This window comes from Pseudomonas sp. MWU12-2345, from assembly GCF_023242385.1.
GTDB classification, from domain to species: Bacteria; Pseudomonadota; Gammaproteobacteria; order Pseudomonadales; family Pseudomonadaceae; genus Aquipseudomonas; species Aquipseudomonas gingeri_D.
The window spans coordinates 1-357 of the sequence record NZ_JALLJA010000057.1 but is presented as its reverse complement, the minus strand read 5'-3'; the positions used below and the strand labels follow the sequence as shown (position 1 = coordinate 357).

General features: G+C 60.5%; 1 protein-coding gene. It reads right to left on the bottom strand.

Translation table 11 applies throughout. The features are described 5' to 3' along the window. The coding region (locus M5C71_RS33615; RefSeq protein WP_248769706.1) for a hypothetical protein at positions 1–357 on the bottom strand (357 nt) is incomplete at both ends.

Genomic DNA, 357 nt, shown 5'->3' with positions numbered 1-357 from the left:
GGATATCGGTGATCGTCGGCGACACCAGCGCCACCGCGCTGACCGTATAGGTACGCAGCGGGAAGAGGGTCGCATTGGCTTCGTCGGTGGTTTTACCGAGGTCAGCCTTGAACTCCATCGTCAGGGTGCTGCCGTCCTTCAGTTCCTTCAGGTAGTTATAATCGGCCGGGACTTCATAGAACCCTTGGGAGATCCAGAGTGGATTGGTCCTTGGGCCCCAGGGTGGTGGTGCCCAGATATTCAAATCATAGGGGACGGTCCCATCGGCCTTGGTGCCCTTGAGGCGCAGCCACACATCCTGATCCGGGGCGATCAGCGGCCAGGTACCGACCCAGCAAGTGGCATCGGCGCTGAGGG